The sequence below is a fragment of the Actinoplanes flavus genome, from assembly GCF_017592555.1.
Classification (GTDB): domain Bacteria; phylum Actinomycetota; class Actinomycetes; order Mycobacteriales; family Micromonosporaceae; genus Actinoplanes; species Actinoplanes flavus.
Window position 1 is genome coordinate 47,386 of the sequence record NZ_JAGFNS010000038.1, and the last position, 21,496, is coordinate 68,881.

23 protein-coding genes are annotated in these 21,496 nt (G+C 72.6%); 12 read left to right on the plus strand and 11 right to left on the minus strand.

The window, feature by feature from the left end; genetic code table 11:
* The first annotated feature begins 233 nt into the window (after positions 1 to 233).
* Complete coding sequence (locus tag J5X75_RS45055; RefSeq protein WP_238490712.1) at positions 234 to 1,556, plus strand: DUF2231 domain-containing protein; 1,323 nt, start codon at positions 234 to 236, stop codon at positions 1,554 to 1,556.
* Between the two features lie 28 nt (positions 1,557 to 1,584).
* Here the strand turns inward: J5X75_RS45055 and J5X75_RS38425 are convergent, their stop codons facing one another.
* Both J5X75_RS38425 and J5X75_RS38430 read right to left on the minus strand, forming a co-directional pair.
* A complete protein-coding gene (locus J5X75_RS38425) occupies positions 1,585 to 1,890 on the minus strand; it encodes an antibiotic biosynthesis monooxygenase (protein WP_208472636.1) in 306 nt (101 codons plus the stop codon).
* 41 nt (positions 1,891 to 1,931) lie between these two features.
* Positions 1,932 to 2,903, minus strand: coding sequence for a helix-turn-helix transcriptional regulator (locus J5X75_RS38430; RefSeq protein WP_208472637.1), 972 nt, complete (start codon positions 2,901 to 2,903; stop codon positions 1,932 to 1,934).
* Positions 2,904 to 2,961: 58 nt separating this feature from the next.
* Here J5X75_RS38430 and J5X75_RS38435 point away from each other — a divergent pair, with 58 nt between their 5' ends.
* The 3 genes from J5X75_RS38435 to J5X75_RS38445 all read left to right on the plus strand — a co-directional run bounded on the left by J5X75_RS38435 (position 2,962) and on the right by J5X75_RS38445 (position 4,455).
* Positions 2,962 to 3,501 (plus strand): DinB family protein, encoded by a 540-nt coding sequence (locus tag J5X75_RS38435; protein ID WP_208472638.1) that lies wholly within the window; start codon positions 2,962 to 2,964, stop codon positions 3,499 to 3,501.
* Positions 3,502 to 3,540: 39 nt separating this feature from the next.
* On the plus strand, positions 3,541 to 3,885 hold the full coding sequence (locus J5X75_RS38440; RefSeq protein WP_208472639.1) for a cyclic-phosphate processing receiver domain-containing protein: 345 nt from the start codon (positions 3,541 to 3,543) through the stop codon (positions 3,883 to 3,885).
* Between the two features lie 96 nt (positions 3,886 to 3,981).
* Positions 3,982 to 4,455, plus strand: a complete 474-nt coding sequence (locus tag J5X75_RS38445; RefSeq protein WP_208472640.1) for a DUF4265 domain-containing protein — start codon at positions 3,982 to 3,984, stop codon at positions 4,453 to 4,455.
* Positions 4,456 to 4,473: 18 nt separating this feature from the next.
* Here J5X75_RS38445 and J5X75_RS45060 read toward each other — a convergent pair whose 3' ends face one another.
* Positions 4,474 to 4,779 (minus strand): alpha/beta fold hydrolase, encoded by a 306-nt coding sequence (locus J5X75_RS45060; RefSeq protein ID WP_238490700.1) that lies wholly within the window; start codon positions 4,777 to 4,779, stop codon positions 4,474 to 4,476.
* 21 nt (positions 4,780 to 4,800) lie between these two features.
* The gene (locus tag J5X75_RS45065) at positions 4,801 to 5,265 is read right to left on the minus strand and encodes an alpha/beta fold hydrolase (protein ID WP_238490701.1); all 465 of its coding nucleotides are present in this window, start codon (positions 5,263 to 5,265) and stop codon (positions 4,801 to 4,803) included.
* Positions 5,266 to 5,326: 61 nt separating this feature from the next.
* Between J5X75_RS45065 and J5X75_RS38455 the strand changes: the two genes are divergently transcribed.
* Together J5X75_RS38455 and J5X75_RS38460 are read left to right on the plus strand one after the other, a co-directional pair.
* A complete protein-coding gene (locus J5X75_RS38455; protein WP_307798535.1) occupies positions 5,327 to 5,968 on the plus strand; it encodes a TetR/AcrR family transcriptional regulator in 642 nt (213 codons plus the stop codon).
* A gap of 253 nt (positions 5,969 to 6,221) precedes the next feature.
* On the plus strand, positions 6,222 to 6,437 hold the full coding sequence (locus tag J5X75_RS38460; RefSeq protein WP_208472642.1) for a hypothetical protein: 216 nt from the start codon (positions 6,222 to 6,224) through the stop codon (positions 6,435 to 6,437).
* Positions 6,438 to 6,473: 36 nt separating this feature from the next.
* Here the strand turns inward: J5X75_RS38460 and J5X75_RS38465 are convergent, their stop codons facing one another.
* Entirely contained in the window at positions 6,474 to 7,895 is a 1,422-nt protein-coding gene (locus J5X75_RS38465; protein ID WP_208472643.1) for an NAD(P)/FAD-dependent oxidoreductase, read from the minus strand.
* 125 nt (positions 7,896 to 8,020) lie between these two features.
* On the opposite strand from J5X75_RS38465, the gene J5X75_RS38470 reads away from it, so the two are divergent.
* Positions 8,021 to 8,716, plus strand: a complete 696-nt coding sequence (locus tag J5X75_RS38470; protein ID WP_307798536.1) for a TetR/AcrR family transcriptional regulator — start codon at positions 8,021 to 8,023, stop codon at positions 8,714 to 8,716.
* Here J5X75_RS38470 and J5X75_RS38475 read toward each other — a convergent pair.
* The 4 genes from J5X75_RS38475 to J5X75_RS38490 are packed head-to-tail and all read right to left on the minus strand — an operon-like array spanning position 8,692 to position 12,337.
* Positions 8,692 to 9,492: an SAM-dependent methyltransferase gene (locus tag J5X75_RS38475; RefSeq protein ID WP_208472644.1), complete on the minus strand. Its 801-nt coding sequence runs from the start codon at positions 9,490 to 9,492 to the stop codon at positions 8,692 to 8,694. The genes J5X75_RS38470 and J5X75_RS38475 overlap by 25 nt on opposite strands.
* Positions 9,493 to 9,502: 10 nt before the next feature.
* Entirely contained in the window at positions 9,503 to 10,555 is a 1,053-nt protein-coding gene (locus J5X75_RS38480; RefSeq protein ID WP_208472645.1) for an aminotransferase-like domain-containing protein, read from the minus strand.
* A gap of 7 nt (positions 10,556 to 10,562) precedes the next feature.
* On the minus strand, positions 10,563 to 11,699 hold the full coding sequence (locus J5X75_RS38485) for an acyl-CoA dehydrogenase family protein (protein ID WP_208472646.1): 1,137 nt from the start codon (positions 11,697 to 11,699) through the stop codon (positions 10,563 to 10,565).
* The gene (locus J5X75_RS38490; protein WP_208472647.1) at positions 11,699 to 12,337 is read right to left on the minus strand and encodes a TetR/AcrR family transcriptional regulator; all 639 of its coding nucleotides are present in this window, start codon (positions 12,335 to 12,337) and stop codon (positions 11,699 to 11,701) included. The genes J5X75_RS38485 and J5X75_RS38490 overlap by 1 nt, the downstream gene beginning before the upstream one ends.
* A 122-nt stretch (positions 12,338 to 12,459) precedes the next feature.
* Here J5X75_RS38490 and J5X75_RS38495 point away from each other — a divergent pair, with 122 nt between their 5' ends.
* Complete coding sequence (locus J5X75_RS38495) at positions 12,460 to 15,354, plus strand: type II toxin-antitoxin system Rv0910 family toxin (RefSeq protein ID WP_208472648.1); 2,895 nt, start codon at positions 12,460 to 12,462, stop codon at positions 15,352 to 15,354.
* A 3-nt stretch (positions 15,355 to 15,357) separates the two neighbouring features.
* A complete protein-coding gene (locus J5X75_RS38500) occupies positions 15,358 to 16,962 on the plus strand; it encodes an AMP-binding protein (RefSeq protein WP_307798538.1) in 1,605 nt (534 codons plus the stop codon).
* Positions 16,963 to 16,995: 33 nt separating this feature from the next.
* On the opposite strand, the gene J5X75_RS38505 is transcribed toward J5X75_RS38500, so the two are convergent.
* Positions 16,996 to 17,376, minus strand: a complete 381-nt coding sequence (locus J5X75_RS38505; RefSeq protein WP_208472649.1) for a YccF domain-containing protein — start codon at positions 17,374 to 17,376, stop codon at positions 16,996 to 16,998.
* Positions 17,377 to 17,429: 53 nt separating this feature from the next.
* On the opposite strand from J5X75_RS38505, the gene J5X75_RS38510 reads away from it, so the two are divergent.
* The gene (locus tag J5X75_RS38510) at positions 17,430 to 18,209 is read left to right on the plus strand and encodes a LamG domain-containing protein (RefSeq protein WP_208472650.1); all 780 of its coding nucleotides are present in this window, start codon (positions 17,430 to 17,432) and stop codon (positions 18,207 to 18,209) included.
* A gap of 96 nt (positions 18,210 to 18,305) precedes the next feature.
* On the plus strand, positions 18,306 to 19,730 hold the full coding sequence (locus J5X75_RS38515; protein ID WP_208472651.1) for an MFS transporter: 1,425 nt from the start codon (positions 18,306 to 18,308) through the stop codon (positions 19,728 to 19,730).
* 42 nt (positions 19,731 to 19,772) lie between these two features.
* Here J5X75_RS38515 and J5X75_RS38520 read toward each other — a convergent pair whose 3' ends face one another.
* On the minus strand, positions 19,773 to 20,375 hold the full coding sequence (locus J5X75_RS38520; RefSeq protein WP_307798539.1) for a TetR/AcrR family transcriptional regulator: 603 nt from the start codon (positions 20,373 to 20,375) through the stop codon (positions 19,773 to 19,775).
* A 130-nt stretch (positions 20,376 to 20,505) separates the two neighbouring features.
* On the opposite strand from J5X75_RS38520, the gene J5X75_RS38525 reads away from it, so the two are divergent.
* Positions 20,506 to 21,492 (plus strand): lysylphosphatidylglycerol synthase transmembrane domain-containing protein, encoded by a 987-nt coding sequence (locus tag J5X75_RS38525; protein ID WP_208472652.1) that lies wholly within the window; start codon positions 20,506 to 20,508, stop codon positions 21,490 to 21,492.
* Positions 21,493 to 21,496 lie beyond the last annotated feature (4 nt).

Sequence of the window (21,496 nt, forward strand, 5' to 3'; positions counted from 1 at the left end):
CGCAAGGGAGGGTCCGGTCCGGTCGAATTCCGCACAGGCTGAGGAAGGTCCATGTCCCGGCCGGAGAACGGATCTCCGGCCGCCACGGCCGCAGCCCGGTCCCGACCCGGGCGGAGGGGGTCCGCGTGACAGAGGCGCGCACGACAGGGCGACGCCACACCCAGAGCCGGCTCCGGCTCGCCGGGTCAGGCGTGCAGCCGCTACTGCTGATGTTCCCGCTCGGGCTGTTCTGGATGGCGTTCGTCTTCGACCTGGCCACCACGCTCGGCGCGCCCTCTCTGATCGGAACGGTCGCCTTCTGGAACCTGGTGGCCGGCCTCATCGGCGGCCTGCTCGCCGCGCTGGCCGCCGGGATCGACGCTTTCGGCGCCCCGGACCCGGCCGCCGCCCGGATCTTCTTCCTCGCCCTCCTCCTGGACGTCGGTGTGCTGATCGTCTTCGCGGTCCTCACCCTGATGCGGGTCAGAGGCCACGACCGCTCCGTCGACGGCGGCCTCCTCGCCTTCGAAGCCGCCGCTTTGGCGCTGGCCGGTTTCACCGCCTGGTTCAGCGGCCGCCTGGCCGACCCCCAGGCCCCGGTCTCCGACCCCCGCCCGTCCCGTCGCCCCGGCACCAACCTCCTAGACCAGGACACGCCGAGCAAAAGCCCCGCCCCGCGAGACCAGAATCCCGGCCCGCGCAGGAAGGGCGCACGCCCCCGGAGGGAGGGCGCCGACCCGCTGGGCGAGAGCGCCGACCCGCTGGGCGAGAGCGCCGACCCGCTGGGCGAGAGCGTTGGCCCGCGAGGCGAGAGCGTTGGCCCGTGGAGGGAGAGCGTTGGCCCGCGAGGCGAGAGCGTTGGCCCGTGGAGGGAGAGCGTTGGCCCGCGAGGCCAGACTCCCGGCCCGCGCCGGGGGAGCATCGACCCCCGCTGGGAAAGCGCAGACCCGCGGGGCGAGAGCGTTGGCCCGCGAGACCAGACTCCCGGCCCACGCAGGGAAAGCATCGACCCCCGCTGGGAAAGCGCAGACCCGCGGGGCGAGAGCGCTGGCCCGTGGAGCGAGAGTCCTGCCGAGCGAAGCAGGGACGCCAGCCGTGTGCCCGCGGACCCGGGCCCGCAGCGTAACGACTCCGGCCCTCGTCCTTCGCAGCGGCGTGAAACCGTTGTCCCCGCCCCTCGTCCTTCGCCTGGATGGCAGGCTTCGGGCCACCAGCCGACCCCACCCCGGCGGGGCAGAACCATGGTCCCCGAAGCGCGCGGTCGCGGACCCGCGGCCGTCGAGCGGAAGGCTGATGGACAGGCCGATGCGGTTGTCGAGCGGGAGCCGGGGTGGTGGGACCTGGCCTCGGAGTCCGGAGTGCTGGGGCGTGGCGGTGCGGCGCCGGGGGCCGGAGAGCTCGGGCGTGGTGGTGCGGCCGTCGAGGGGGAGGCGGGTGTGGTTGCCGGGCGGGAGGCGGAGTGGTGGGACCTGGCCTCGGAATCCGGGGTGCTCCGGCATGGCGAGTGGGAGCCGGGCCGGCAGGGTGGGGCCGAGCCTCCGCAGCGGCCGGCGCCGACCGGGCGGGCCGCTCGGTAGGCCGGGCCAGGCGGCTGGGTAGGCCGGGTCAGGCGGGTGGGGGCCAGGCGGAGACGACCTCGGCGTGGCGGATGCCGCCCGACTCGGTGATGTGCCGGAACCAGGCGGCGCACTCGGGGATCGACGCTATCTCGCGGGCCGATGCCTCCGCCTCCTCCCGGGAGCGCCAGACCAGGACGTCCAGCCAGCCGCCGTCCTCCTCTTTGCTCAGATAGGCGGCCAGGCAGCCGGGGAAGCCGCGGCGTAACGCCGCCAGCATGGCGGGGCGCTCGGCGATCAGTTGCTCCTCGGCGCCTTCGGCGACGGTGAAGCGGGCCAGCTCGAGAACGGTCATGTCTCCTCGTTTCGCAGCGGGGGACCGGTATGCCGCGGACCCTACGCGGCACCCCCGACATTTTCCGGTCGCGCCGCCGCGAGCAGGCGTTCGGCGATGCGGCGGGCGGCGTCGCGGATCTCCGGGCTGTCGAGGATGCGGTAGCCGGCGGGGATGACGGTGAGCTGCTGGGCGTACCAGCCGGGGTTGCTGGTGCTGCCGGTCAGGAAAGTGGTGTCCGGATCCGGGCCGGGGGTCAGCGCGCCCAGGGCGGGGTTCAGCCAGGTGGGGATGTCGGCCATCGGGGCCTCGATGAGGATCTCGGCGCGGAATTCCCAGCCGACGGCCAGGTGCGCGTCGAGCACGGCCACCGGGTCCAGGCCGGCGGGTGGCCGGAATCCGGTGGGCAGGACTTCCACGGCGGTGACCCGGTCGATCCGGTACGCCCGCCGCGCACCCGCCGCATGGGAGTGGCACACCAGATACCACCGGCCGTGCCGCACCACGACGGCCCACGGGTCCACTTCGGCCGTCCATTCCGAACCGGCCTCGGTGCGATAGCCCACCCGGACCCGGAGATTCTGAGCGCACGCCCGCACCAGGCCGCTGGTGATCTCGGGGTCGGGCCGCGCGGCGCCACGGTCGGGCGCGGGTGCGGCGGTCCGCCGGACCGCCTCGACCTGTGCGCCGAGGCTCTCCGGCAGCACCCGGACGATCTTGCCGAGGGCGCTACCGACCGGATCGGCCGTGTCTCCGGCCGCGTGGTGGCCGTCGAGGACCGCCATGACCAGGCCGAGCGCCTCCGCCTGGGTGAAGATCAGCGGGGCCGGCCGGGCGCCGCGGCCGACCCGGTATCCGCCGTAGGGCCCGCGGACGGATTCGATCGGGAGCCCGGCCTCGCGCAGGATCGCGATGTAGCGCCGGGCCGCCCGGTCGGAGATGCCGAGCCGTTCGGCGATGCGGTCCGCGGTGATGCCGGGAGCGCCCTGGACGGCCTCGTAGGTCATCAGCGCCCGTGCGGTCGGGCTCAGCATCGGCGTACCCCTCGCATTCCGGAAGCAGAACGTCCGGAACGGAGGCTAGCGTGCCGGCATGACGGAGACCATCCCGCTCGGGCCGCCGGCCGCCGGCACCGAGGCCGAGACGCTGATCGGATCGCTGGAGCGACAGCGCCGCCTCTTCTCCTGGAAGACCGGCGGGCTCGACGCGCCCGCACTGCGGGCGACCGTGGGCGCGAGCAGCATGACGATCGGCGGCCTGCTGAAGCATCTCGCCCTGGTCGAGGACGTCTACTTCTCGGTACGCCTGGACCGCGCGCCCGCCGCGCTGTGGCGGGACGTCGACTTCGACGCCGACCCGGACTGGGAGTGGCGGACCGCGTCCGGCGACAGCCCGGAGGAGCTCTACACGCTCTGGCGGGAGTCGGTGGAGCGGTCGCGCGCCCACCTGGCCGTCGCCCTGTCCACCGGTGGTCTCGACGGGGCCATTCCGTTCACCTGGCCGGACGGGCGTTCGCCGAACCTGCGCCGGGTGCTGGTCGACGTGATCGAGGAGTACGCCCGGCACCTGGGGCACGTCGATCTGATCCGCGAGTCGATCGACGGACTGGTGGGCGAGGATCCGCCGGCCTGAGGCGTCGTCCCGTGGCGGCCGCTGTGTGATCATGGGCGGATGCGGCGGTTGGTGATCCTGGTCGACGATCTGCGGTCGTTCGCCGACGGGCGGCCCGCCGAGGTGGCCCGGACCAGCGCCGAGGGGCTGGCGCTGCTGGCGGCCCACCGGGACCGGCGGATCGACGAGCTGTGGCTGGACCACGATCTGGGTGGCGAGGACACCGTCTGGCCGGTCGTCGAGGTGCTGGAGCGGGCCGCCTTCGAGGGGCGGCCCATCGAGATCGGCCTGATCACCGTGCACTCCGCCAACCCGGTCGGCGCCGCGCGGATCCGGCAGGCCCTGGACCGCTGCGGTTACCGGGTCCGGGCCGCCACCGGTCTGCGCGAGGTGGGCCTGTGGTGAGCCGGGGGTGCGGGCCTACCCCACCCGTCGTCTCGATCTTCTGGGAGACTACTGCTCCGCGCGGCGAGGGGGGTACGGCAGGATGAGGGCCGCTTCGTGACCGCGGTCAAAGTCCACTTCGACCTGCCGAGGATGAGCGACGACTGGCCGCCGGTGTCGGTCGAGAGTCTCTGGGCCGAGCCGGTCGGCGACGACGTGGTCCGGCTCAGCAACGCCCCCTGGTTCGTCCGCGGCGTCGCCAACGGTGATCTGATCCGGGTGCGGCGGGACGAGGACGGCGTCCATTGGGCCACCGAGCAGGTGGAGTGGTCCGGGCGCTGCACGATCCGGGTGGTTCCGTTCGGCAGCGGCCCGCTGCGCGGGTCGGTGCAGCGGGTGCTGGACGCGTTCGAGCCGTTCGGTGTGACCGGCGAGGGCATCCGCCAGTACAGTCTGGCCGCCCTGGACGTGCCGCCGGACGCTGACCTGGCCGCCGTCCAGCGGGTGTTGCGCGCCGGCGCCCGCGACGGTTGGTGGGACTACGACGAGGGCTGCGTGGGCGACGACTGGCTGGCCGCCGCCCCGAACTGAGGTCAGCCGACCCCCGGGTCAGCGGACCCGGGCGGGCGAGGCGAAGAACTCCGCGAGCGGCTCGACCACCCGCGCGGGCGCCCGGTTGACGGCGTCGTGCGCGGCGTCCGGCACCAGCAGGGTACGGGCGTGCGGCAGCACCGCGGCCAGGGCCTCGTTGACCTTCGGATAGTAGGACGGCCCCTTCGCGCCGCAGGCCAGCAACACCTCGCAGTCGATCCCGGCCCACTGCTGGGCCGGCCCGATCCAGGCCCGGATGCCGTCGACCTCGTCCAGTGTCGTCGGCAGCAGCTCGCCCATCTCGCGGCCGATCGGCGTGCGCATGAACAGCCGGCAGATCGCCGTCTACACGCCCAGCGGCAGCCGGGAGGCGGCGCTGTGCGTGTTGATCCCGGCGGTGGTGAGGGCGAGCGCGCGGGGGATGTCGCCGGCTCGCGCCGCCTCCCGGGCCGGGTCCAGCCAGGCGAGGGGGAAGAGGTCGTCGACCGGGACCACCCCGTCGTAGAGGGCCAGCCGCTCGATCGGGCCCTGCCGTGCGGCGAGCAGGGCGACCAGTCCGCCGCCGCTGTGCCCGAGGACGTTGTGCGCGCCGGTCCGCTCGAGCACCGTGAGCAGGTCGTCGATGTCCTCCTGGATGTCGTAGGGCAAAGTCCGGGCCGGTGCGTCGCCGCGGCCCCGCCGGTCGTAGAGGTGCACGGTGAACCGGTCGGCCAGCTTTGCGGCCAGTCGCCGGTAGATGCCGGCGGTGACCCCGCCGCCGTGCACCACCACGATGCCCGGCCCGTTGCCGGTGGAGTGAATCTGAACCATCTGACCCTGCCTTCGGTGGAGGAGAAACCGCGAACGACGTTCGCAGTTTACAGTGGTGCGGGTGAGCGACGCATCCCCCATCTGGATCCGCCCGCCCCGCGGCGCCCGCGGGCCGCAGCCCACCCACAGCCGGGACGAGATCGTCGAAGCCGCGATCGCCCTGGCCGACGCCGAGAGCCTGGCGGCCGTCTCGATGCGCGCGGTGGCCACCGCGATGAGCACCGGCGCCGGGTCGCTCTACCGCTACCTGTCGTCGCGCGACGACCTGCTCGACCTGATGACCGACCGGGTGGTGGCCGGGTTACGGCCCTTTCCGCAACCCGTCGGGGAGCCGGTGGACTCGCTGATCGTCCTGGCCGGCCGGCAGCTGGCGCTCTATCGCCGGCATCCCTGGGTGATCGATCTGCTGCACCGCCCGACCGCGATCGGGCCGGCGTCCCTGGCCTGGTTCGACCACTGTCTCGGGGTGCTGGCGCCGGTGCCGTGCGGGTCGGCCGCCAAGTTCGAGGCGCTGGCCATGATGACCGGCGTGGTGACGCTCTTCGCCCGCACCGAGAGCGCCGCGCCGCCGCCCGCCTTCACCGGGCTCGACCTGACGGTCTATCCCCATCTCGTCGCGGCTTTCGCTGATCCCGGGGCGCGGCGCCCGGATCTTTTCGACCGTACGCTGCGCGGCCTGCTCACCGCTCTGCTGTACGACTGAGGGGTGACCGTGACCCACCACTCAAGCCCGGACGCGGGCGCTACGGCCGGGAGTGGCAGATGATCGCGACCGCGCCGCCGGGGCCGCGCGCAGGCGTACCAGAATGGGTCTTGAAGTGGGCCGGAAGCCGCGGCCGGCCGACCGGAAGGCGCGGATCGTCGCCGAGATCGAAAGGTTCGGCGCACCTTCACCCACCGTTCACCACGGGTGACTCGGTGCAAGAGGTCAGGAGCGGGTGCCTAGGATGATCGGCATGGACGATCCAGCAGAGGGTCCGGTCACCGCGGTACGTGTGGAGTGGACCGGGGCGCGTTACCGGATTCATCTGGTGCGCGGCGCGGGTGGGATGAGCGTCGTCGACGGCGGCGCCGAACCGGGTGACGTGATGGCGGGGCTGCTGGCGCTCGGGGTCCCCGCCGCCGAGGCCGAGCACTGCGTGCGCGAGGTGGAGCCCGGCTACCGGGCGTGAGGGCCGGCCCACGTCGGCGGACCGGCCCGTCGGCCGTCAGGAGTCGAACGAGAAGCCGACGGCGTTGGCCGCTTTCAGGATGAGGCCGTCGCGGCCGTTGCGGTCGGCGCGGGCGATCGCGTTCCGGATGATCTGCACGGCCGGGTAGAGCACCGGCTCCGGCGGCACCGGCAGCGGCTTGCGCCGGGCCATCTTCAACCGGGTACGAGCGGTGTCGCGGCCGTCGAGCAGATCCAGCATCACGGTCGCGCCGTACCGTGTGGCGGCCACCCCGAGACCGGTGAAGCCGCTGCTGTAGGCCACCTTGCCGCCCATCGCCCGGCCCTGGAACGCGGCCAGCTGGGTGCACATGTCGATCATGCCGCCCCAGGCGTGGCTGAACCGGATGTCGCCGAGTTGCGGGAACGTCCGCAGGAAGTGGTCGGCGAGCCGCGCGAACGTCTCCGGGTTCTGGTCGTGCTCGGGCCGGATCGTGCCGCCCCGGTGGTAGACGACGTCGTAGCCGCCCCACAGGATCCGGTTGTCCGAGGTCATCCGGTAGTAGTGGAACTGCCGTGAGGCGTCCGAGATGCCGAACCGCCGGGTCCAGCCGATCTCCTCCACCTGGGCGGCGGTGAGCGGCTCGGTCATCAGCGCGTAGTCGTAGACCGGCACGGTCAGCAGGCGGTTGCGCTTGAGCAGCGACGGGAAGCCGTTGGTGGCCAGCGCCACCTGGCCGGCCCGGACACTGCCGGCCCAGGTCGCCGCCCGGATCGTGGCGCCCTCGTCCTTGATGTCGGTGACCGGGGTGTTCTCGAAGATTCGCACGCCCCACCGCAGGCAGGCGGCCTTGAGGCCCCAGGCCAGCTTGGCCGGGTGCACCAGCGCGGCGCCCTCGTGCTGCATGAGCCCGGCCCGGTAGAGCGGCGAGCGCACCAGCCCGGCCAGCCGCTCGCGGTCGTAGAAGGTGGTCGACGCGGTGGTCGCCGCGCGCAGTTCCTCGACCTGGTGCGGCTCGGTGGCGACGGCCAGGACGCCCTCCTTCACGAACTCGGCGTCGATGCCGTGCCGGATCAGGGTCTGCTCGAAGGCCGCGAAGTTCTCCGCGGCCAGGCTGTCCAGGATGGGCAGCTCGTCGGCGAAGTGCCGGCGCCCGTTCTCGGCGCCGTGGGTGAGGCTGGCCTCGACGAAGCCGCCGTTGCGCCCGCTGGCCGCCCACGCGATCTCGTTGCCCTCGACGAGCACGACCTCCCGGGACGGGTCGGCCTCCTTGGCGATCAGTGCGGTCCACAGGCCGCAGTAGCCGCCGCCGATGACCAGCAGATCGGCCTCGGTCGCGCCGTTGAGCGCCGGTTCGGGAGCCGGCCGGCCGGGGTCTTCCAGCCAGAAGGGGGTGCGGATCGCGCCGTCGAGTGCCTTGCGGATGCGCTGCTCGTCGGTCCGGATGTCCTGATCGTAAGCGGGGGGTGTGGCCGCCATGGGGAGTCCCTTCCAGCTCTCGAGACCGCCCGGGGGCGAACCGGGGGAGATCTCGTGAACCGAGGATGCCGACGACCCCACTCTTATGTCAATGCGTTGACATAAGAGCACTCTAAGGTGGTGACGTGCCAGGAGTGGAGCGCGTACGCAGTGTCGGCGCCCGTCGCCGCAAGACTCGCAGCGGAGTGGTGCTGACCGAGGACCTGATCGTCGACGCGGCGCTGCGGCTCATCGAGTCCCCGAGTGGCGACCGTCTCAGCGTCCGCCGCCTCGGCGCCGAGCTGGGCGCCGACCCGACGGCGGTGTACCGGTACTTCCGGGACCTGGACGCGCTGCTGCTCGCCGTCGCGGACCGGCTGATCGGTGACGCCTTCGCCGGTTTCGTCCCCCGCGACCACTGGGTCGACTCGCTGCGTGACCTCGCCCACTCGCTGCGCCGGTCGATGCGGCAGCACCCGCGGCTCGCCCACCTGCGGGCCATCCGGGTCACCGCCGGCCCGCACGAGATGCGGGTCGTCGACACCGGCATCGGGATCATGCTGAGCGCCGGGTTCGCCCCGGCCGACGCGGTCCGGCACTACCGCGACTTCGTCGACACCGTGCTCGCCGTGGCGGCGGTCGACGCGGCCGAGCTCACCGAGGAGCAGGAGGCGGCCGAGCAGGAGGCGTGGTCCCGGGTCTACACCTCACTGCCCGCCGACGGGTACCCGAACGTGCACCTGGTTCGCGAACACCTCCCGTCGATGTACAACTCGGCCTTCCCGGGGACCATCGAGAAGCTCATCGACGCGCTGGTTCAGGCCGCCCCGACCCCGGCATAGGCGCCGTACCGCTCCGGGTTCTCCACCGGCTCGCCCGGCTCGGGACGCCACAGCGGCAGGTGCACCAGACCCGGCTCGACCAGCGGGAAACCCTCGAACCAGGAGGCGATCTCGGCGTGCGGCCGCAGCACGATCCCGGTGCCGGTCCGCGCCGACAGCCGCTGCGCCTCGAGCACCTCGGGCGGCTGCCCGTCCGAGGTGGCGTGCGAGATCACCAGGAAACTGCCCGGCCCCACCGCGTCACGCAGCGCGCCGACCAGCCCGGCCGGGTCGTCGGCGTCCGGCACGAAGTGCAGCACCCCGGCCAGCAGCACGGCCACCGGCTGCCCGAAATCGATCAGGCCCGACCTAGCGGTTTCGGTCAGGATCAGGCCGGTGTCCCGGGCGTCGGCGCAGATCACCCCGGTACGCTCCACGCCCGCCAGGATCGCCCGGCCGTGCTCCACCGCCACCGGGTCCACGTCCACGTAGACCACCGCCGACCCGGGCGCCTCGGCCTGCGCGATCTCGTGCACGTTGCCCGCCGTCGGGATGCCCGAGCCGACGTCCAGGAACTGCCGTACCCCGGCGCCGGTCAGAAACCGCACGGCCCGCCGCAGGAACACCCGGTTGGCCCGCATCGTCTCGCCGATGTCCGGTGTCATCGCCTCGATCTGCCCGGCCAGCTCCCGGTCCACCGGCAGATGGTGGGTGCCGCCGAGGAAATAGTCGTACACCCGGGCGGTGCTCGGCCGGCTCGTGTCGATGCCGGCCGGCACCCAATCCGTATCAGTCATGCACGCAGGTCTATCGGTTGTGAGCGATCACGGCAACGGCCTCGCCCAGCCGCGCGGCCGCGACCTCCAGATCGGCGGGCGGCAGAAGGGAGAAACTGAGCCGGATCCGGTCCGTGCCGCCGCTGCCGTCGGCCCAGAACCGGGGCCCCGGCACGAACGAGACGCCACAGTCCTCGGCGACCGGCAGCAGCGCCTCGGCGGTCACCCCGGCGGGCAGCCGCAGCCAGACGAACCAACCCCCGGCAGGCGACCGCACAGCAAGCTGGGGGAGATGCCTGCGCAAGGCGTCCACCAGGGCATCTCTCTGGGTACGGTAACTCGCGCGCAATCCTGCCAGGTGCCGCTCGAAGCCCCCGCCCGCGCAGAAGGCGCCCATCGTGACGGCCGTCGTGTGGTTGACCCCGCCGCCGCTGTGCACGTAGCCCAGCCCGGTCAGCCGCGCGATGATCCGCGGTTCGGCGTTGATCCAGCCGAGCCGCAGACCGGGCGCGACCGTCTTGGCGAACGACCCGAGCCGGACCACCGGGTCGCCGCCGGCCATCGACCACAGCGACTCCGGGGCCGCCCCGTCGTAGGACAGCTCCCGGTAGGTGTCGTCCTCCACGATCGTCGCTCCGACCTCCCGGGCCGCCTCGATCAGCTCGATCCGGCGCCGCCACGGCAGGCTGGCGCCGGTGGGATTGCCGAACGTCGGCACCAGGTAGATCAGTTTCGGCCGTACCCGCCGGACCGACCCGGCCTGGACGATCCGCAACCCCCGGTCGGCCAGGATCGGGAAGGCCAGGTGATAGGTGGGCGCACCGGCCAGCACCACGTCGCCGGGCCGGGTCAGCACCTGCGTCACCAGGGCCAGGGCGTGCGAGGCGCCGCCGGTCACGAACGTCCGGCCCGGATCGCCGAGCCACTCCAGCAGCGGATCCGGCCCGGCCGGCGACCCGTAGGTGAGGGCCCGCCAGTCGAGCTCCCGGCCGGCGGAGGACCACTCCCGGACCGGCAGCAGCTCCGGCCGGGGATGCCCCCACGACAGGTCGAGGATCCCCGGACGGTGCTCGAACTGGATCACCGGGCGGTCACTGGTAGCCGAACATCTTGGCGGCCAGATCCGTCATGATCTCGCTGGCCCCGGCGCCGATGCCGAGGATCCGGGTGTCCCGGTAGTGCCGCTCCACCTCGGACTCGCGCATGTAGCCCATGCCGCCGTGCAACTGGACGGCCTCGTCCACCACGTACTTGCAGGCCTCCACCGCGGCGTTCTTGGCCAGGCAGACCTCGCCGATCATCGGCTCACCGGCGGCGTGCCGCTCGGCCAGCCACCGGGTGTACTGGCGGGCCACGTCGATCCGCTGCCGCATCTGGACCAGCTTGTGCCGGACCACCTGGCGGCTGATCAGCGGACGGCCGAACGTCTCGCGGGTCCGCGCGTACTCCAGCGTCAGGTCGAGGCAGCGCTGCGCCACCGCGTAGGCGTGCACCGCCGCGATGATGCGCTCGGCCACGAACGCCTGGCCGATCAGCGCGAACCCGAAGTTCTCCGGGCCGACCAGGTTGGCGGCCGGCACCCGGCAGTCGGCGAAGGACAGCTCCGCGGTGTCCGAGCAGAGCCAGCCCATCTTGTCGAGCTTGCGGGACACCGTGAAACCGGGCGTGCCCTTCTCGATCACCAGCATGCTGATCCCGGACGCGCCCGGGCCGCCGGTGCGCACCGCGGTCGTCACGAAGTCGGCCCGGACGCCGGAGGTGATGAACATCTTGGCGCCGTTCACCACGTACGCGTCGCCGTCGCGGACCGCCGTGGTGCGCAGCGAGCCGACGTCGGAACCGGCCTCCGGCTCGGTGATGCCGAGCGCGCCGATCTTCTCCCCGGCCAGGGTGGGGCGGACGAACCGGTCGATCAGGCCGCTGTCACCGGAGGCGATGATGTGCGGCAGGGCGATCCCGTGGGTGAACAGCGAGGCGTGCGCGCCGGACGATCCGCCGGCCTCCAGGAACGCCTCGGTGGCGACGACCGTGTCGACCGTGTCGCCGCCGTCGCCGCCGACCTCGTCGGGGAAGCCGACGCCGTACAGGCCGGCCTTGGCGAGACGGGCGTGCAGCTCACGGGGGATCTCACCGGCCCGCTCCCAGTCGGCCAGATGCGGGACGACCTCCCGGGCGGTGAACTGCTTCATGGCGTCGGCCAGGGCGAGGCGTTCCGGGGTGTCGAACATCAACTCTCCTTCGAGCGGGCACGTTCCACCAGGGTGGACGGGTCACGGTGGCCGAGCAGGATGGCGGCCGCCCGTTTCCAGCGGCGGATGAGCAGCTCACGGCGGCCCAGATCGCCGCTGACGATGCCGGTCATGGCAAGTCCGGTGAGGACCTCGTAACTGAACTCGACCACGGTCGGCACGCGGGGATCACCGGGCGAGCTCTCGCTGAGCAGATCGCGGGCCCGGTCGTGCAGGACGGTGAAGATCTCCTTCTCCACCGGTAGCAGCGCGGCGCGCAGCTCGGTGTCGGTACGGCAGGCGTTCCACAACTCCAGCGCCGCCCAGAACAGCGGGGAGGAGAAGTGCCGCCAGATGATGTCGATCAGCGCGTCGAGACGGTCGGCCTCCGGCGGGATCGCGGCCAGCTCGGCGGTCAGCGACTCCACGCGCCGGCCGGCCACGTGGTGCACCGCGCCGACCAGCAGGTCCACCTTGGTGGGGAAGTGGTGCAGCAGCGTGCCCCGGGGCACGTCGGCGCGGGCCAGCACCTCGGCGGTGGTGGTCTCCGCATAGCCGCGCTCGACCAGGCACTGCACGGTCGCCTCCAGGACCTTCGCCCGGGTGCCGGCACTGCGCTGCGCCTGCGTTCGTTTCACGGATTTACCGTACGGCTTGACGGTTAGTTGCGTCCATACAGCTTCTTCTCAATGATCGACTCGCTCTTGCCGTGACCCAGGTCACCCCCTTACCGTCAGGTCGGACTGTTGGGGGAGCGTCGATGCCCGCTGGAAACCTGGCCCGGATGTTCGCTGTCGCACGGGCGGCCGCGACCACCGCCCTGAGCCGCCGCCGGCCCGAGCCGGACACGCCACCGGCGGTCGAACCACCCCGGGTCCTCGCCTACCCGTGCAGCGTCGCGGTCGAGGTGGCCGCCCGCCCCGCCCAGGTGTTCGCGGTGCTCACCGACCCGGCCCGGATGCCCGACTGGGTGCTCCAGCACACCGGATGGATCGGCGCGCCGCCCACCGAGTTCGCCGAAGGGGTGCGCTTCCGGCAGCGGATCAAACTGATGGGCGTGCCCAGCGAGGTCCGCTGGACGGTCGCCGGGGTGGTCGAGGACCGGGCCGTCTGGTTCGAGGGCACCGCGCCGATGGGCGTCGAGGTCGGCTTCTACCTGTCGGTGGCGCCGTCCGCGACCGGTGCGCTGGTCCGCTTCGACGGCGGTGTCGAAGGCGGGCCGGTGGACGGGCCGCTCGGGCCGATGGTCGCCCGGAACCTGGCCGACGCCATGCGCCGATCGCTGGCCGAGCTCGGGACGGTGGCCTCCTCGTCCCCGGTCGCGCGCGTCCGGCGTACCGCGTCGGGGGTCGCGCCCAGAGTGACCGCCGACAAGCCGGCGCCGATCCGCCATGAGCGCACCGGTGCGGACATCGACCCGTGGACGCCGGTGATCGTCGGCGCCGGCCAGCTCTCCGAGAAGTCCACCGAACCCGGCGGCGGGGACCCGGTGTCGCTCGCCGTGCGCGCGCTGCGGCAGGGCGCCGGCGCCGGCCTGCTCGCCCGGGCCGACTACGTCGGCTACGTGGCCAGCGTGTCCTGGCAGTACCCGGACGGCGCCGCGCTGATCGCGGAGGCGGTCGGCGCGACACCCGCGCAGACCGTGCAGACCACCATCTTCGGCGGCGACGGCTCGCTACGGCTGCTCAACGACGCGGCCGCCGAGATCGCCGCCGGGCGGGCGTCGATCGCCCTGCTCGGCGGCGCGGAATCGGCCGCCACCTCGGCGGCCGCCGAGCGCGCCGCCGCGACCCTCGACTGGCCCACCCAGCCGGACGGCACCGCGCCCACCCGCGTGATCGGCGGCGACGCCCCGGCCAACAACGAACCGGAGACGGCCGCCGGCCTGGTCGCGCCGATCTACCTCTACGCGCTGATCGAATCCGCCGTCCGCGGACGTCTCGGCCACACGCCGGAGGAGCACCTGGACCGGATCACCCGGCTCTGGGCGGGCTACTCCGAGGTCGCCGCCGCCAACCCGGCCGCCTGGCAGGGCGTCCCGCACACCGCCGGGGAACTGGCCACGCCGACCGCCGCGAACCGGATGATCTCCGCGCCCTACCCCAAGCTGCTGACCGCGAACCTCCAGGTCAACCAGGGGACCGGCATCGTCGTGTGCAGCGCGGCGGCGGCACGGGCGGCCGGGATCGGCCAGGACGACTGGATCTTCGTGCACGCCGGGGCGCACGCCACCGAGGAGTGGTACGTCACCGAGCGCGCCGACCTGGCCGCCTCGCCCGCCATCCGGGCGATCGGCGACGCCGTCCTCGGGCACAGCGGCCTCACCATCGACGACGTCGAGCACATCGACCTGTACGCGTGCTTCCCGTCCGCGGTCCAGATCGCCGCGCGCGAGCTGGGCCTGCCGATCGACGACCCGGGACGGCCGCTCACCGTGACCGGCGGGCTGACCTTCGCCGGTGGGCCGGGCAACAACTACACCAGTCACGCGGTCGCCAACCTGGTGCCGCTGCTGCGTGCCGAACCGGACAGCTACGGGCTGGCCACCGCCGTGGGCTGGTATCTCACCAAGCACGCGGCGACCGTGCTGTCCGCCCGGCCGCCCCGTGCCGGCTACCAGGACATCGACGCCGACCACCGGTTGCCGCGGCCGCCGGCCCGCCGGGCACTACGGTCGCACCGGGGCCCGGCGGTCGTGGAGGCGTACACCGTTCCGTACGAGCGGGACGGGTCGCCGGCCGCGATGATCGTCACCGCGATCACCCCGTCGGGCGATCGGGTCGTCCTCCGCACTTCCGACATTTCAGAAATGTCGGAATTCTGGAAGCTGGAGGTGGACGGGGACGCGTTCACCGTCGTGAGCCGGGAACGCCATGAGCTGCCGCCACCGGGGGAACCGCCGCTGATCGTCGAGTGGCACGGCCCGGTGACCGTCCTCCGCCTGAACCGCCCGGCCGTCCGCAACGCCGTCGACCTGACCACCGCCCGCGCCCTGGAGAAGGCCGTCGACGCGTTCGAGGCCGACCCGCGGGCCCGGGTCGCGATCCTCACCGGCTCGGACACCGTGTTCAGCGCCGGCATGGATCTCAAGGCCGCCGCCCGCGGCGAGTACCCGGTCACCGAGGGCCGTGGACTGCTCGGCATCACCGCGAGACCGCCCGCCAAACCGCTGATCGCCGCGGTCGAGGGCGCGGCCCTGGCCGGCGGGTGCGAGCTCGCCCTCGCCGCCGACCTGATCGTCGCCGCGGAGGACGCCGTGTTCGGCATCCCCGAGGTCAAGCGCGGCCTGGTCGCCGCGGCCGGCGGGGTGCTCCGGCTGGCCCAGAGCCTGCCCCGCGGCACCGCCCTGGAACTGGCCCTCACCGGCGAGCCGATGCCCGCCCGCCGGCTGCACGACCTGGGCCTGATCAACCGCGTCACGTCACCGGGCAAGGCGCTCGACACCGCCCTGGAACTGGCCCACCACATCGCCGCCAACGCGCCCCTGGCCGTACTGCTCTCGAAACGCATCGTCGACGAACACCGCGAGTGGGGCGCCGCGGAGGCCTTCGACCGTCTCTCCGACATCGCCGGCGAGGTGATCGGGTCCGCGGACGCCGTCGAGGGCATCCGCGCGTACGCCGAGAACCGAGCCCCCATATGGAAAGGCTGCTGATCAGTGAGCACGCTGCACGCGGTTCTGCGGATGCACCAGATAGGCATCGTCAACCTTCTGCGCCCGGATCGGCTGATCAAGGCAGCCGGCAACAACGCGAGGATCGGGCCCCAGGCGGCCCTCACCGAGAAGGCCGCGACCGAGTTCCCGGACCTGCCGGCGCTCACCGACGAGCGCGGCACCTGGACCTACCTCCAGTACTTCCAGCGCTCCAACGCCCTGGCACACGCGCTGCGCAAGGTGCACCTGCCGGAGAAGTCGATCATCGGGGTGCTGGCGCGGGACCACCGTGGGCTGGCGCTGGCGATCACCGGCACGGCCCGGGCCGGGCTGCGGCTGGCGATGCTCAACACCGGTCTCGCGGCGTCCCAGCTCGCTGAGGTGATCAAGCGGGAGAACGTCCGCTTCCTCATGTACGACAGCGAGTTCGCCGACGCCGTCGATGCCCTGCCGGACGACATCCCCCGCTACCTGACCTGGGAGGACGACGGCTACGACCGGCCGCCGGGGCTGCTCAGCGTGGAGGAGTTCACGGCCGCCGAGCCGACCACGATCCCGCAGCCGATCCCGGAGAAGCCGGGCGGGTTCATCATCCTCACCAGCGGCACCACCGGGCTGCCCAAGGGCGCTCCGCGTACCAAGGTGTCGCCGCTGGCCAGCGCCGTCATCGCGGACCGGATCGACTTCCCCCGCCAGGGCACCGCGGTGATCGCGTCCCCGCTGTTCCACGCCACCGGGTTCGGCGCCTGGACGGTCGGGCTGTCGCTGGCCAACCACGCCGTGCTGCTGCGCCGCTTCGGGGCCGAGCAGATCCTCGCCGCGATCGCCGAGCACCGGGCGCACATGCTGGTGGCCGTCCCGACCATGCTGAACCGGATCCTCGCCCTCGGCCCGGACGTGATCGCCAAGTACGACACGTCCTCGCTGAAGACCGTCTTCCTGGCCGGTTCGGCCCTGCCGCCCGACGTGTGCGTCCGCTTCCAGGACGTCTTCGGCGACGTGCTCTACAACGTCTACGGTTCCACCGAGGTGGCCGTCGCGTCCGTCGCCCAGCCGCACGAGCTGCGCAAGTCGCCCGGAACGGTGGGCCGGCCGCCGGTCACGGTCCAGGTGGCGCTCTACGACGGCGAGGACAAGCGGATCACCGGGGCCGACACCAAGGGCCGGGTCTTCGTCCGTACCGGCATCCCGTTCGAGGGGTACACCGACGGCCAGCACAAGCAGGTCATCGACGGCTTCATGGCCACCGGCGACCAGGGGCACTTCGACGCCGACGGCCTGCTCTACATCGACGGCCGCGAGGACGACATGATCATCTCGGGTGGGGAGAACGTCTACCCGCTCGAGGTGGAGAACCTGCTCGCCGAGCGGCCCGACGTGATGGACGCCGCGGTCATCGGTGTCGACGACGCGGACTTCGGCACCCGGCTGCGCGCCTTCATCGTGCCGACCGAGGACTCGGCCCGGGACCCGCAGGAGATCCGCGAGTTCGTCCGCGCCAACCTGGCCCGCTACAAGGTGCCGCGGGACGTGGTCTTCGTCGACGACCTGCCGCGCAACCCGACCGGCAAACTGGTGCGCCGGGAACTGCCCACCGGCCCGCTGTAGACGCCGGCGCCGCTCCGGCCGGGTGATCGCGGGTCAGTCCAGATCCACGATCTCCCGGCCCAGCGGCCAGAACGCCACCGGCACCAGCTTGAAGTTCGCGATCCCGAACGGGATGCCGATGATCGTGACGCACTGCGCGACACCGGCGATCAGGTGGGTGAGCGCCAGCCACCAGCCGGCCAGCACCACCCAGAGGATGTTGGCGAGACCGGAGCCGACGCCCGCGCCCGGGCTGCTGACCACGGTCCGCCCGAACGGCCACAGCGCGTAGACGGCCAGCCGCAGCGCGGCCACCCCGAACGGGATCGTGACGATCAGCAGGAAGCAGACGAGCGCCGCCAGCCCGTAGCCGACGGCCAGCAGGAAGCCGCTGCCGAAGATGAACCACAGCACGTTGAGGATGAATCGCACCACCTCAGGATGACCCGCGCCCGCCACCCCTGGCCTACGGATCCGTTTGACGGTATATGCCCTCGCCGCTGACCCGCCGCCGCGCCGCGGTGATCGCCCTGCTGGCACTGCTGCCGGTCGCCGTCCTCGCCGCCGCGTTCGTCTTCCGCCCGACCGGCCCGGCGCCGGCCGTCTGGGTCACCCCCACGTCGCCGCCGGCGCCGCCGCCGCTGATGCTGGCCCGCTACGGCTTCGACGGCCCGCGACCGTGGGACGACGCCTCCCGGTTCGGCCACCACCTGACCCCGTTCGGCGGCAACCGGGCCCGCCCCCGCCGCGTCCCGCACGACGGCGGGCGGGCGGTGCAGTTCCCGCCACCGTGCGAGCGGGAGCCGTGCCCCCGGCTCATCCTGCGCGCGCTCAGCCGGCCGGCACTCAACCCGGGCGACGCGCCGTTCAGCTACGGCGCCACCGTCCGGCTGGCCGCGCGGCACACCACCGACGGGCAGAACGTGCTCCAGAAGGGGTACGCGGCCGAGGGCAGCCAGTACAAACTCCAGATCGACGGGCTGCCCGGGCACCCGAGCTGCGTCATGCGCGGCGAGGACTCCCGCGTCATCCACGTGGCCGTCGCGCCGATCGGGGTGGCCGACGGGACCTGGCACCGGCTCGAGTGCCGGCGGACCCGGACCGATCTGATCCTGTTCGTCGACGGCTCGCCGCACGCCGCCGTCCGTATCCCCGCGACGCTGCGCGTCGACAACGCCATGTCGTTCAACGTCGGCGGCAAGAGCGCGCACGCCCACAACGACCAGTTCCACGGCGCCGTCGACGACATCTTCCTTTCCCAGCCGTAGATCCGGTACGTGTGATGTAAACGTCCGTTGACCTTACTCTCGGTGAACCCTAACGTGGTCAAGTCAGCGAATGTTTACTTCTTCTCCGGGGATCTGATGACGCAAACCATCGCCGAGCCGGTCACGTCCGGCGCCGCTCCGGGAAGGCACGCGAACACCACGCTCGTCGTGCTCTTCCTGTCTCTGGGCGGGCTCGCCTTCGCCGTGCTCCAGTCGCTGGTCGCGCCGGCGCTGCCGGTGATCGCCCGCGAGTTCCAGGTGGACACCGGGGAGATCAGCTGGATCCTGACGGCGTACCTGCTCTCCGCCTCGGTCCTGACCCCGATCCTGGGCCGCCTGGGCGACATGGTCGGCAAGCGCAAGGTCCTGCTCGCGGTCCTGGTGCTGCTCGCCGCCGGCACCCTGCTCGCCGCGCTCGCGCCCAACCTGGCCGTGCTCATCCTGGCCCGGACGTTGCAGGGCGCGGCCGGCGCGATCATGCCGCTCTCCATCGGCATCGTCCGGGACGTGCTGCCGCCGGAGAAGGTCAGCGTGACCGTCGGCGGCCTCTCCGCGATCTTCGGCATCGGCGCGGGCGTCGGCATCGTCGCGGCCGGCCCGATCGTCGACCACCTGTCCTGGCACTGGCTGTTCTGGTTCCCCCTGATCATCGTGATGATCGCGCTGGTCGGCGCGGTCTTCGGCGTGCCCGAGTCGACCCACCGCACCCCGGGCCGGCTCGACCTGGTCGGCGCCGGCATCCTCTCCGTCTCGCTGGTCTCGATCCTGCTGGCCATCAGCGACGGCGACGACTGGGGCTGGACCTCCGCCAAGACGCTCGGCCTGCTCGGCTTCGGCATGGTCGCGCTCGTGGTGTTCGTCCTGGTCGAGCTGCGCATGGCGGAGCCGCTGATCAACATGCGGCTGCTCACCGAACGGGGCGTGTGGACCGCCGACCTGGTGGCGCTGATCCTGGGCTTCGCGATGTTCGGCAGCTTCCTGCTGATCCCGATCCTGCTCCAGCTGCCCACCGCCCTCGGCTACGGTTTCGGCAAGACGGTCTCCGAGGCCGGCTTCTACCTGCTGCCGACCACCCTCATGATGCTGGTCTTCGGCCCGCTCGCCGGCTTCCTGGACCGCAAGTACGGCCCGAAGATCCCGCTGGTGACCGGCGCCGTCGCGGTGGTCGCCGCCTTCGCCCTGCCGGCCGTCGGGCACGGCGGGATCTGGCAGATCCTGGCGTCCGGCTGCCTCACCGGCATGGGCATCGGCCTGTCCTTCGCGTCGATGTCGAACGCCATCATCGCGGCCGTCCCGGCGGCCAACACCGGCGAGGCGACAAGCGTCAACGCGATCGCCCGGTCGGTCGGCAGCAGCATCGGCACGGCCGTGATCGCCGCGGTGATCGCCGCCGAGACCGGGCCGCGGGGCATCCCGTCGGACGCCGCCTTCACCAAGGGCTTCTGGATCTGCGCGGCGGTCGCGGCGCTGGCCGTGCTGGCGTCTCTGCTCGTGCCATCGTCGGTCCGGCGCCGCGCCTGATCGGTCGCCCGTAGCGGGGTGGTCGCGGCCCGTCGCGCCCGGTCAGCCGTTTTTCAGGAGGGCCTCGACCAGGTCGCGCAGCGGCGGGACGAGGTCCTCCTCGGTGGCCTGGGCCAACGGTCCCAGGCCGCTCTTGGTACGCAGGAGCGCGATCCCCGCGGCGGCGGCCAGCACCACCTGCGCGCGCAGCAGCAGGTCGTCGCCGCCGGGGGAGCCGGGTGACCAGCCGGCCACGGCGGCCAGCCGCTCGCCGTAGGACTGGAGCAGCCCGAGCCGGATCCGGTCGGCCGCCTCGTCGCCGGACGAGCGCAGCAGCAGCACGAGGTGGTAGGGCAGGCCGTCCGCGCACGGGCCGGCGATCTGCCGGGCGATCGCCTCCGGCGTACGGCTGAGGGGGGCTTCCCCGGTGTTGCGCCGCAGGTCGTCGACGCTGCTGGTGAGGCAGGCCTCGAAGAGGCCCTCCTTGGACCGGAAGTAGCGGCTGATCAGCGCCACGTTGACGCCCGCGTCGTCGGCGATGTCACGGACCGTGGTGGCCGCGTATCCGTCCCGGGTGAACCGCTGGATCGCCGCGTCGAGCAGCAGTCGCCGGGTCTTCGCGGCGTCCCGGCGCCGTGGCGGCGTCGCGGTCTCCCCTGTGGTCACAGCTGTCCTTCCGGTCAGTTACGCCAGCTTAGCCACCCTGTGCCTGTGACGAAAACGGCTGTTGACCCCTATGCCGTACGCCGGTACGGTTTTGAAGTCAACAATCGTTTACTAGAGGCCGGATGCCGGAATGACCACCCTCGTCGAGGAGCCGACCAGACGGCGCGCCAGCTGGACGGTCGTCGCCGTGGTCGTCGCGATCCTCGGCGCCGAACTCGTCCTCGGCTGGCAGTCGCTGCTCGGCGCGCTCGCCCACCTGCGCGCCCCGCACCTCGGCTGGCTGGCCGCCGCGCTGCTCGCCGAGACCGCCGCCATGCAGGCCTACGCCCGGATGCAGCGCCGCCTGCTGCGCTCCGCCGGCGTCCGGGTGCCGTTGCGGCGGCACGTGGCGCTCGCCTACGCCGCCCACTCGCTCAGCGTGAGCCTGCCCGGCGGCCCGGCCTTCTCCACCGCCCTCAACTACCGGCAGATGCGCCGCTTCGGGGCCTCACCGGCGATCGCCTCCTGGTGCATCGCCCTGTCCGGCATCCTCTCCGCGGCCGCCCTCGCCGCGATCACCCTGTTCAGCACGGCCACCGCCGGCGACACCGCCGACTGGCACACGCTGGCCGCCCTGGCCGTGGCCGTCGTCCTCGCCACCCTCGGTGTGCGCCGGCTGGCCCGCCACCCGGGCCGCCTGGCCGCGCTGCTCACCGTGGTGAACCGGCTGCGCCAGCGGCCCGCCGACCACGGCCGGGACCGCGTCCAGGACTTCCTCGAACAACTGCGGGTCGCCCGGCTCACCCCCGGCCACGGCGCCGCGGCCATCACCTTCGCCCTGCTCAACTGGCTGCTCGACGCCCTCTGCCTGTGGCTGTGCTGCGTCGCGGTCGGCGGCGGCACGATCAGCACCGGACAGCTGCTGCTGGCGTTCTGCGCCGGGATGGCCGCCGGCAGCCTGCCGATCGTGCCCGGCGGGCTCGGCATCATCGACGGCGCACTCATCCTCGGCCTGATCACCGGCGGCATGACCACCGCGGTCGCCATCGCCGCCGTGGTCCTCTACCGGCTCGTCACGCTGGGCTTCATCATCGGCCTGGGCTGGCTCTCGTACCTGGCGATCCGCCGGATAGCGTGAGCGT

Coding starts and splice junctions, on each gene's coding strand:
- J5X75_RS45055 (WP_238490712.1), top strand. CDS start 234: ATGGCGTTCGTCTTCGACCTGGCCACCACGCTCGGCGCGCCCTCTCTG.
- J5X75_RS38425 (WP_208472636.1), bottom strand. CDS start 1,890: ATGACCGTTCTCGAGCTGGCCCGCTTCACCGTCGCCGAAGGCGCCGAG.
- J5X75_RS38430 (WP_208472637.1), bottom strand. CDS start 2,903: ATGCTGAGCCCGACCGCACGGGCGCTGATGACCTACGAGGCCGTCCAG.
- J5X75_RS38435 (WP_208472638.1), top strand. CDS start 2,962: ATGACGGAGACCATCCCGCTCGGGCCGCCGGCCGCCGGCACCGAGGCC.
- J5X75_RS38440 (WP_208472639.1), top strand. CDS start 3,541: ATGCGGCGGTTGGTGATCCTGGTCGACGATCTGCGGTCGTTCGCCGAC.
- J5X75_RS45060 (WP_238490700.1), bottom strand. CDS start 4,779: ATGCGCACGCCGATCGGCCGCGAGATGGGCGAGCTGCTGCCGACGACA.
- J5X75_RS45065 (WP_238490701.1), bottom strand. CDS start 5,265: ATGGTTCAGATTCACTCCACCGGCAACGGGCCGGGCATCGTGGTGGTG.
- J5X75_RS38460 (WP_208472642.1), top strand. CDS start 6,222: ATGGACGATCCAGCAGAGGGTCCGGTCACCGCGGTACGTGTGGAGTGG.
- J5X75_RS38465 (WP_208472643.1), bottom strand. CDS start 7,895: ATGGCGGCCACACCCCCCGCTTACGATCAGGACATCCGGACCGACGAG.
- J5X75_RS38475 (WP_208472644.1), bottom strand. CDS start 9,492: ATGACTGATACGGATTGGGTGCCGGCCGGCATCGACACGAGCCGGCCG.
- J5X75_RS38485 (WP_208472646.1), bottom strand. CDS start 11,699: ATGTTCGACACCCCGGAACGCCTCGCCCTGGCCGACGCCATGAAGCAG.
- J5X75_RS38495 (WP_208472648.1), top strand. CDS start 12,460: ATGCCCGCTGGAAACCTGGCCCGGATGTTCGCTGTCGCACGGGCGGCC.
- J5X75_RS38510 (WP_208472650.1), top strand. CDS start 17,430: ATGCCCTCGCCGCTGACCCGCCGCCGCGCCGCGGTGATCGCCCTGCTG.
- J5X75_RS38515 (WP_208472651.1), top strand. CDS start 18,306: ATGACGCAAACCATCGCCGAGCCGGTCACGTCCGGCGCCGCTCCGGGA.
- J5X75_RS38525 (WP_208472652.1), top strand. CDS start 20,506: ATGACCACCCTCGTCGAGGAGCCGACCAGACGGCGCGCCAGCTGGACG.